The organism is Agromyces binzhouensis (genome assembly GCF_004135055.1).
Classification (GTDB): domain Bacteria; phylum Actinomycetota; class Actinomycetes; order Actinomycetales; family Microbacteriaceae; genus Agromyces; species Agromyces binzhouensis.
On record NZ_SDPL01000499.1, the window covers coordinates 1 to 1,928 of the forward strand.

Annotated in this window: 3 protein-coding genes; all 3 read right to left on the reverse strand. The window is 73.4% G+C overall.

The features are described from left to right. Nucleotides 1–193 precede the first annotated feature (193 nt). The gene (locus ESO86_RS16085; RefSeq protein ID WP_129235853.1) at nt 194–772 is read right to left on the reverse strand and encodes a GNAT family N-acetyltransferase; all 579 of its coding nucleotides are present in this window, start codon (nt 770–772) and stop codon (nt 194–196) included. Nucleotides 773–822: 50 nt separating this feature from the next. After that, nucleotides 823–1,515: a uracil-DNA glycosylase gene (locus ESO86_RS16090; protein ID WP_129235854.1), complete on the reverse strand. Its 693-nt coding sequence runs from the start codon at nt 1,513–1,515 to the stop codon at nt 823–825. Then, nucleotides 1,515–1,928: type 1 glutamine amidotransferase family protein (locus tag ESO86_RS19280; RefSeq protein ID WP_479722791.1), on the reverse strand; the 414-nt coding region annotated here is incomplete at its 5' end. The genes ESO86_RS16090 and ESO86_RS19280, both read right to left, overlap by 1 nt.

Below are 1,928 nucleotides of genomic sequence, written 5' to 3' on the forward strand. Positions count from 1 at the left end.
GTGGCGCGCGGCACCCGCCGCGGGCGGCGTGCCCGACGGCATGCTCGCCGGGCGGCCGGCGATGCGCAGGCTCGTGGTCGGGCTCTCGCACCCGGCGCTGTTCGGTGCGGCGGGACTGTTCGTGGCGTTCGCGCTGCCGTCCCTGTACGGCGGCGTCGAGCTCCTCCTCGACTGATCGCCGCCGCAGCCCGCCCTACTTCAGGGTCTTCTGCAGGAGCACCGTGCCGAGCCATCGGTCGAACTTGAAGCCGACCCTCCCCATGCGCCCGATCTCGTGGAAGCCGAACCGCTCGTGGAGCCGGATCGACGCGTCGGCGCCCTGGTCGGCGATGACGGCGATCATCTCCTTCAGGCCCGCCTCCTTCGACGCCTCGATGAGGGCGCCCAGCAGCGCCTTGCCGAGCCCCTTGCCGGATGCCGCGGGGCCGAGGTAGATCGAGTTCTCGACCGTGTACCGGTAGGCGCGCTTCTGCTTCCAGGGCGAGACCAGCGCGTAGCCCAGCAGCTGCCCGGAGGGCGACTCGGCCACGAGGAAGGGCATGCGGAGCCGGTTCAGGTACGAGTACTTCTGCTTCCACTCCCGGAGCGACATCGCGTCCTCGTCGAAGGTGACGGTCGAGTTCGCGACGTAGTAGTTGTAGATCTCGCGCACCGCCGGCAGGTCGGCGGGCCGGGCCGGGCGGATCTCGAACGAGAACGGGGCCTCGGGCTCCTCGGTCTTCCGCAGGTGCCTCGGCAGGGACCGTCGCGCCTGGTATTCCTCCTCGAGCATCCCGTCATGCTACGCGCGCGAGGTTGCGAACGGATGACACGCGGCTGGCCTCAGGCGGGGATCGCCCAGTCCACCGGCTCGCCGCCCTGCGCGACGAGCAGTTCGTTCGCCCGGCTGAACGGACGCGAGCCGAAGAACCCGCGGCTCGCCGAGAGCGGGCTGGGGTGGGCCGACTCGATGCGCGGCACGTCGCCGAGCAGCGGCGCGAGCGACTGCGCGTCGCGACCCCAGAGGATCGCCACCAGCGGGCCGCCGCGAGCGACGAGCGTGCGGATCGCGTGGTCCGTCACGCGTTCCCACCCCATGCCCCGGTGCGACGCCGGCTCGCCCGGCCGGACCGTGAGGACCCGGTTCAACAGCATCACGCCGTGCGTGCTCCACGCTCCGAGGTCGCCGTGGGCGGCCGGTGGGACGCCGAGGTCGTCGGCGAGCTCCCGGTAGATGTTCGCGAGGCTCCGCGGGAGCGGTCGGACGTGCCGCTCGACGGCGAAGGAGAGGCCGATCGGATGCCCCGGCGTCGGGTACGGATCCTGGCCGACGATGAGCACGCGGACCTCCGGCACGGGCTGGCGGAATGCGCGGAGCACCGCGTCGCCCGCGGGGAGGTACCCGCGACCCTCGGCGACCTCGGCGCGGAGGAGGTCGCCCATCCGCGCGATGTCGCCGGCCACCGGTGCGAGCGCGTCGGCCCACGTCGCGTCGATGAGTCCCGCGTCGGCGAGCTCGGGAAGCGTCCGACCCATCAGCCGGAGATGCTCCGCACCGAGACCCCGTCGCCGTCGCCCGTGACGCTCCAGACGCTGCCGGCGCCCGCGACCCGGAGCCCCGAGGCGCCGATGGAGAACAGCGTGTCCTCGTCGATGGCGATGCCACCGTCGACGAGGCGCGCCTCGGTGGCGGCGATCAGCCGCGTGAGCGTGCCCCACTGCGCCGCGTGGCAGTCGATCGTGAGGTCGACGAGGCCGATGCCCGCCTCGACCGTGACGTCGTCGAGGTCCTCGCCCGCCTCCTCGGGGGCGACCGGGACCCCGCCGATGCGCCAGCCGCCGAGCAGGGCCGTGTCGGACGCGATCGCGGCGCCCGCCGAGAACCCCAGGTAGGGCTCGTCGGCCGCGGCGCGGCGACGCAGCTCGGCGGCGATCGGCTCGACCGCCCG